Source organism: Agriterribacter sp., assembly GCF_035445465.1.
Taxonomy (GTDB): domain Bacteria; phylum Bacteroidota; class Bacteroidia; order Chitinophagales; family Chitinophagaceae; genus Agriterribacter.
Genome location: NZ_DAOMQT010000095.1, coordinates 1 through 8253 on the forward strand (window position 1 = coordinate 1; position 8253 = coordinate 8253).

Sequence of the window (8253 nt, forward strand, 5' to 3'; positions counted from 1 at the left end):
ACCTATGTGCCTATGATCCTATGTGTTAAAAAAACAAGAAAAAACGCATAGGCACAGTAGGAACACATGAACACAATAGGTAATCTGTTTGTATAATGGAATTTGAGAACTTGTTTTTTTTAATTTTATCTTTGACCGCCACCGGTTCCCCTTCATTTTAAACAACATACGAGATGAGATACTTTTTATTCACTGCATTATTATTTGCCGGTTACACTTCCGCAACCGCCCAGCATAAAAAATATGTTCAGCCCACCGATACCGCTGTACTGAACAGCATTGCCCGCTGGCAGGATATGAAGTTCGGGCTATTCATGCATTGGGGAACCTACAGCCAGTGGGGCATTGTGGAAAGCTGGAGCATTTGCCCCGAAGATGAAGGATGGACCCAACGGAGAGGGCCATACGCCGATAATTATTTTGATTATGTGAAAGCGTACGAAAACCTGCAAACCACTTTCAACCCTGTACAATTCAACCCGCAAAAATGGGTAAATGCGGCTAAGGATGCGGGTATGAAATACATGATCTTCACTACCAAGCACCACGATGGTTTTAGTATGTTTGATACCAAGGAAACCGACTATAAAATTACAGACAGCAAAACACCTTTCTCAAAAAATCCGAAAAGCAACGTAACCAAAGAAATTTTTAATGCGTTCAGGAACCAGGGGTTTGCTATTGGCGCTTATTTCTCTAAACCCGACTGGCATAGTAAAGATTACTGGTGGCCTTATTTTCCGCCTAAAGACAGGAATGTAAACTACGAGCCCACTAAATATCCCGAACGCTGGGAATCCTTTAAGAATTTTACTTATAACCAGATCAAAGAATTGATGAGTGAATATGGTAAGGTGGATATTCTCTGGTTAGATGGCGGTTGGGTACGGCCGTTATCTACGGTTGATACTACCGTGGAATGGCAGCGGGGAATAAAAACCAACCAGGATATTGATATGAAAAGGATCGCCGAAATGGCAAGGAGCTATCAGCCCGGCTTGTTGATAGTAGACCGAACCGTAACAGGCCCCTATGAAAATTACACTACGCCCGAACAGGAAGTGCCGCATGAATTATTGCCGTATCCATGGGAAAGTTGTATAACCATGGGCAACTCCTGGAGCTATGTGCCTAATGATCAATATAAGTCTGCGCACAACATCATCCAGATGCTGATCCGGATCGTATCGCGCGGGGGAAACCTGCTGCTGAATATTGGCCCCGGGCCCGATGGAGATTGGGATCCCGTGGCCTATGCGCGGTTAAAAGAAATTGGCGAATGGATGAAAATAAATGCTGAAGCGATACACGGCTCCAAACCATTAATGCCGTATGAATCGGGCAACATACACTTTACACAGTCTGATGACGAAAAAACGCAATACGCTTTTTACCTGTCAGATAAGGATGAGATTATGCTGCCGGCGCAGGTTACCTTGCCGAAATTTGAGGTGCCTGCAAAAAGCAGGATCAGTTTACTGGGCAGCGGTGCAAAACTTAAATGGAAAGTGGAAAATGGTAATACCATCATTGAAATTCCTTCGCTGGTTAGCAATAAGTGGAATGGTAAGCACGCGGTGGTGTTTAAGATGACGAGGTAGGGGAATTTGAAAATGTGAGAAATGTGGGCGGTCGGTACGCGATGAAAGGAGCGTCAGACTGCGGATTAATGTGAGAATATGAAAATGTGAGAAATGTGCAAATGTGAAAGTGTAGCAGTTTGAGAATGTGAGAATATGGCAGAGTGAAAATGGGCAGTGAAAAGAACGCAATTTTCAGTTATTGAACAAAACAATGAACAATAAACTATAAACTCTAATAGTGTGAAAAGTGATTTATTAGATGAAGATACTTTGCTACTTTTTTTAGTATATTCTTAGTATCTTCGCTATCTTTTATGGCAAAAGCAAAGCAAAAGGCAGTACCGGTTACTGTTACCGCGGCACCTGATCATGAATATATTGAAGTGTTTGGTGCAAGGGTACATAACCTGAAGAATATAGATATCAGCATTCCTAAAAACCAACTGGTGGTTATTACAGGTATCAGCGGCAGCGGCAAATCGTCGCTGGCATTTGATACAATCTATGCTGAAGGACAGCGGCGGTATATGGAAACTTTTGGCGCCTATGCCCGGCAGTTTATAGGCGATATGGAAAGACCCGATGTAGATAAGATCACCGGGCTTTCTCCTGTTATTTCTATAGAACAAAAAACTACCAATAAAAACCCGCGTTCTACTGTTGGCACAGTAACGGAGGTATACGATTTCCTAAGGCTTTTGTTTGCACGTGCGGGAGAAGCTTATTCCTATAATACCGGTAAACGAATGGTAAAATGGAGTGAGGAAGAGATCGTTGAGAATATTTTTAAAAGATTTAAAGGGCAAAAAATTTCTATCCTGGCTCCGCTGGTGCGGGGACGTAAAGGGCATTACCGGGAACTGTTTGAAGATATACGGAAAAAGGGCTTTTTAAAAGTAAGGGTAGATGGCGAAATAAAAGACCTGGTTCCTAAAATGCAGGTAGACCGGTATAAAATTCATGATATAGAAGTTGTGATTGACCGCCTGAAAGCCACTGATGAATTTAAAGTGCGCATCAGCCAGAGTGTGCAGCAGGCCTTACGTTTGGGTAAAGACCTCCTGTTCGTAAGTCCGGTTAGTGACGCAGGCTCAAAAATATCAACGCCGGAAGCCGCTTATTCTAAAATGCTGATGTGTGAAGACACGGGCATTTCTTATGAAGAACCATCACCCAACAGTTTTTCTTTTAATTCACCTTATGGGGCATGCCCCGTTTGCAAGGGATTAGGCGCAGTTTACCAGGTAAATATGGATGAGGTAATACCTAACCACAGCCTCAGCATTAATGAAGGAGCCATTGCTCCCTTAGGCGAAGAGCGCGAAGCCTTCGTTTTCAGACAGGTGCAGCAGCTTGCCAAAAAAAATAAATTCAGTCTCGATAAGCCGGTAAAGGATCTGCCGGAAAAAGTAATGAACCTGCTGCTCTATGGTGATGAAGCGGGCACCGTGGAAATGGATATGAACTTTGACGGGACGGGAAGTAACGGTCAGGTATATGCGACCGAATTTGAAGGGGTTGTAAACCAGCTAAAAAGATGGTTCACCGGCGGATCCAGTGAAAGCGTGCAGCAATGGACGGAAAAGTTCATGGAGCTCAAACCCTGCGCTGCCTGCGGTGGAGCAAGGCTTAAGAAAGAAAGCCTGTGGTTTAAGGTAGACGGGAAAAATATTTCGGAACTGAGCGGGTTGAATTTAAATGCTTTAATGCATTGGTTTGAAGGAATAGAAGAAAGACTTTCTAATAAGCAAAACGCGATTGCCAAAGATGTGGTTAAGGAAATAAGGGAAAGGCTGCGTTTTTTATTGGATGTAGGGCTCACTTATCTTACCCTTAACCGTCCTTCACGTACCTTAAGCGGGGGCGAGTCGCAGCGGATAAGGCTGGCTACACAAATCGGATCACAGTTGCAGGGCATCACCTATATACTCGACGAGCCTTCCATTGGTTTGCACCAGCGCGATAACCATCGCCTGATAACAGCCCTGCAAAACTTAAGAGACATTGGCAACAGCGTGCTGGTGGTGGAGCACGATAAAGATATTATGCTTGCTGCGGATTACCTGGTAGATATCGGCCCCCGTGCAGGCTTTCATGGCGGTGAAATAGTTGCCCAGGGCATACCGGCCGAATTGCTGAAATTAGATACGCTAACCTCTTCCTACCTCAATGGGCACAGGCAAATTAAAATTCCTGGGGAAAGAAGGAAAGGGAACGGAAAAATACTCGAATTAAAGGGCGCCAGCGGAAATAACCTGCAAAAGGTAAATGTACAATTCCCGTTGGGAAAATTTATCGTGGTAACGGGGGTAAGCGGCAGTGGAAAGTCAACATTGATTAATGAAACATTATATCCTATCCTGAGCAAACATGCTTATGGTTCCAGGATGCAGCCATTGGAGTACGCAGCTATAAAGGGGTTGGAGCACATTGATAAGGTAATTGAAATTGACCAGTCGCCCATTGGCCGAACACCGCGCAGCAACCCTGCCACCTATTGCGGATTCTTTACCGAGATCCGCCAGTTGTTTGCATCGGTTCCCGAAGCTAAAATTCGCGGCTATCAACCGGGGCGTTTTTCCTTTAATGTAAAAAGCGGCAGGTGCGATGTGTGTGAGGGCGGTGGCATGCGTGTAATTGAAATGAATTTTTTGCCTGATGTATATGTGCCCTGTGAAAAATGCCAGGGTAAACGATACAACAGGGAAACGCTGGAAATACGGTATAAAGGAAAATCCATCAGCGATGTGCTGGATATGACTGTTGATGAAGCAGTGGATTTTTTCCAGAATGTACCTTACCTGTACCGCAAAATAAAAGTGTTGCAGGATGTGGGACTGGGTTATATTACTTTGGGTCAGAATGCGGTTACGCTCAGTGGCGGAGAAGCGCAGAGGGTAAAGCTTTCTACTGAGCTGGCTAAAAAAGATACCGGCAAAACTTTTTACATTTTAGATGAGCCTACTACAGGATTACATTTTGAAGATATACAGCATTTGCTTACGGTATTAAATAAATTAGTTGACCGGGGTAATACCGTGCTGGTTATTGAGCATAATTTAGATGTGATTAAAGTAGCTGATCATGTTATTGATATTGGCCCTGAAGGCGGCGACGGCGGCGGACGGATATTGTTTGAAGGAACACCTGAAGCATTAATTCAATGCGGGGAGAGCTATACCGGTGATTTTCTGAAAGGAGAATTCAACCATACAAGCTGATGGAATGGGTGAATGTGAAACGTGAGAAGTGAGAATGGTGAATGGTGATCTTTTGTTTGACGTTTATCGTTTCACGAAGAGAGCAGTGAGAGGTAAGTGGTGAGTTGAGATTCACTATTGCCCTGCTGCCTGTTCACTTTCTTTTACTTTTCACGGTAACATACAGAGATAATTTGCATGGCTTAACACTAATTTGTATCTTATAACCGGATAAATATGGAAAGAATAATCATTGACATGGATGAGGTAATGTGCGATACGATGGGCGGAATGGTGGCATGGTATAAAAAAGAATACGGGCTGGATGTGGATTACACTAAAATGAAAGGGTCATGGCAACCGGGTTTCCCGGAACAGCATCAGGCAATTATACGTGAAAGATTATACAGCCGCGGGTTTTTCAGGAACCTGCCTGTTATGGAAGGATGCGCGAAAGTAGTTGAACAACTGAATGAGCGGTATGAAGTGTTTATTGTTTCCGCTGCGATGGAGTTTCCGAACTCGCTGAATGATAAATTAGACTGGCTGAATGAGCACATGCCGTTTTTAACCTGGCGGCAGGTGGTATTTTGCGGCGATAAACGCATGATCGAAGGCGATTACATGATTGATGATCATGTGCGTAATCTTGTTCATTTTAAGGGGAAGCCCTACTTATACAGTACCGTGCACAATGCCGGGGAAACAGGATATGAAAGAGTTAATAACTGGAAAGAGATAGCAGGAATATTTTTGTAGCGCTTTTATTGTTTTCACATGGGGTTAGAGCCCGGAGCGGAACGATAAACCATAAATAATATGGATATTACCGACATGCATAGCTTACCCGAATGGGACGATCACCGGATGCTGCAACGCCGGTACGAAGGGGAGGAGTGGAAAATAGCGCCCCAGATGGAAGCCGCAAAGAACCTGTATAATAAATGGCGGGATATTTTTTTATACGTGGAATCTTATTGCGAAACATTACAGGATTCCAAAGAATATGATCACGCTGAAAAAAACAAAGAGCTGATCTGGCAGAATCTTTTTATTGTAGCGCCTAAAATCATCGGTGCGGCGGGAATTGATCAGTATGTGCAGAAAATGGAAAATGCTTCCATTATACGCAATAACTGCCGTGAACTGATGGAGCAGGTGAGCTTTACGGCCATGGTGGGGGCAGGTGAAGAACAATATGCCGAAGCCATTGAAATGGAAATGGATATCTTTAGGGGATTATTTAAGATATGGGTAGCCACATTTGTAAAGGATGAATATGAAGATGAATGGGGATTGTTTGTATAATAGCCGGCCCAATGATTTCTTTGCTGCGTAATATTGTATTAACATTGAGCTGATATATTTGCAAATCAGATAGAAAAAAAAATCTGGCAAAAGCAAAGTATAGTTTATTAATATTGTGCAGGATTACAGCAATATCATTTCTCATCACGCCAAAATTACCAAAACGGTGCTGACTGCTTGCTTACATAATGAAAGAGAATTGCTTTTAGGTATCGCCCGTGATGATGAGCATGCTTTTACCTGCCTGTTTAATTACTATAAAAATAAAATTTATACCATAGCATATAAGCTCACAGAATCGCCTGCCATGGCTGAGGAGGCAGTACAGGAAATATTTATGAAGCTGTGGATAAAAAGAAAGGAGCTTCCCGCCGTAGAACATTTTAATGCATGGTTTTGCACTGTTGCCCGCAATCATATGTTTACATTATTCAAGCGTAAGGCTGTAAATGCCTGCCGCGAATTCAGTGAAATTGATACGGTTTGCCTTTTTAACTATGACACAGAAGAAAGAGTGCTGCTAAAAGAAACGGAAACGATCATAAAAAAAGCATTGCATGCCCTGCCGCCCCAGCAAAATAAGGTATATCATCTCATTAAAGAAAAAGGGTATAAAAAAGAAGAAGCTGCGGCATTTCTGAACCTTTCTCCCGAAACGGTGAAGATACACCTTGCTAAAGCCATGAAAAATATTCGGGCCTATTGTCTTGCTCATATGGATAGTCCGGCTATGATATTGATTGCTTTTTGTTTTTTGTAATAAAAATGGCCGGAACGCTAACCCTTTTTTGCAATAAAGGAGTCTCTTGTATGGAGATGCATTCTATTTAACCCATATTTTAAAAATTATATGCCCAGTCCCAGGTTAGCGTATTTATTTCATAAGTATATAAACAAGGAATATACGCCAATGGAGAAAGAGGAACTGATGCGGCTGATAGAACAGGAAGAAAATGATGAAGTATTAAAATCATTAATTGACGGAATGGTGATTGAAACCCATGGGGAAATGGAACTGCCGGCGGAATCAGGAGAAATTATTTTGCAGTCTATCCTGGAAAAAGAACGGGCGCCCGGTATTATACCTATAGCACGGAAAATAAACAGGCTGAGGTGGGTGAGTATCGCTGCCGCTTCAGTAATAATGGCGGGTATGCTAACAACTTACCTGGTTAGCTACAGGTTTGATGAGAAAAAGGAAGTAGTAAGTCAAACGGCAAATTTACTGACGATGCAGGTGAATACAGGAACGGCACAAAGGAAAACGGTTCAGTTGCCTGATGGTACGCAGGTTTGGCTAAGTCCGTCTACTTTGCTTGAATATCCTGCTGCTTTCGAAGGCGATACAAGGGAAGTGACACTTTCGGGAGAAGCTTTTTTTGAAGTAGCCCATGACAGTATTCATCCATTTCTTATAAGGAGTGATAATATTCAGACAAAAGTGCTCGGTACTTCGTTTAATATCCAGGCTTATCACAACCAGAAAAAGATCGCGGTAATGGTAGTAACGGGCAGGGTAAAAATCAGCAACCTGGGCTCGGTGCAGAATAAAATGGAGAATATAGAAATATCTGCCAATCAAAAGGCTGTGTTTGATAAAAACACCGACCGGTTCATCAAAGAAGAGACGGATACCATTGAGGCGCCTAACATGCTGAAGCGGAAAGAAGGTGAATTTGTATATAAAAACGAACCGCTGTTAAAAATAGCAGAGGATATTGAAGAATATTTCGGAGTAAAAATAAAGGTAGCAGATGAAATAAGGAATTGTGAAGTAGTGGCAAGTTTTAATGTTACCGATAAGCCTGAAGATGTATTAGAAGTAATAGCCATAACAGTTAACGGAAAACTAGCAAGGAAAGATCAGCAATACACTATAGAAGGAAAAATTTGTTTGTAAATTTTATATCATAGAATCATATTTTTTATTTCAAACCCCAAAATATGCTTATCGCCAAACACTTATATCATCCAACTTAGTATAAATAAAACCCGGATACTACAAATACCCGGGCCTAAAATTATACGTATTACCAAAACTGTAGCAGCCGAAAGTTGTGGAAAGCCAACGGTTACTACGCATTTCTAACATATAATTCAGTAAAAGTATGCAAAAAAATTGTATAGGCAGGATTATACCTGTAATACTCAAGCTTATGCGC

General features: G+C 42.3%; 6 protein-coding genes. All 6 read left to right on the forward strand.

The features are described from left to right. Positions 1 to 173 precede the first annotated feature (173 nt). Entirely contained in the window at positions 174 to 1601 is a 1428-nt protein-coding gene (locus PLE34_RS21075) for an alpha-L-fucosidase (protein WP_324560345.1), read from the forward strand. A gap of 296 nt (positions 1602 to 1897) precedes the next feature. Then, positions 1898 to 4804 (forward strand): excinuclease ABC subunit UvrA, encoded by a 2907-nt coding sequence (gene uvrA / locus PLE34_RS21080; protein WP_324560349.1) that lies wholly within the window; start codon positions 1898 to 1900, stop codon positions 4802 to 4804. Positions 4805 to 5020: 216 nt separating this feature from the next. After that, positions 5021 to 5542, forward strand: coding sequence for a 5' nucleotidase, NT5C type (locus PLE34_RS21085; protein WP_324560351.1), 522 nt, complete (start codon positions 5021 to 5023; stop codon positions 5540 to 5542). 60 nt (positions 5543 to 5602) lie between these two features. After that, positions 5603 to 6091 (forward strand): hypothetical protein, encoded by a 489-nt coding sequence (locus PLE34_RS21090; RefSeq protein WP_324560354.1) that lies wholly within the window; start codon positions 5603 to 5605, stop codon positions 6089 to 6091. 166 nt (positions 6092 to 6257) lie between these two features. Beyond that, a complete protein-coding gene (locus tag PLE34_RS21095; RefSeq protein WP_324560357.1) occupies positions 6258 to 6851 on the forward strand; it encodes an RNA polymerase sigma factor in 594 nt (197 codons plus the stop codon). Positions 6852 to 6941: 90 nt separating this feature from the next. Further along, positions 6942 to 7991 carry a FecR family protein gene (locus PLE34_RS21100; protein ID WP_324560360.1) on the forward strand — a complete coding sequence of 350 codons (1050 nt, stop codon included), beginning with the start codon at positions 6942 to 6944 and terminating at the stop codon, positions 7989 to 7991. The last annotated feature ends 262 nt before the right edge of the window (positions 7992 to 8253 follow it).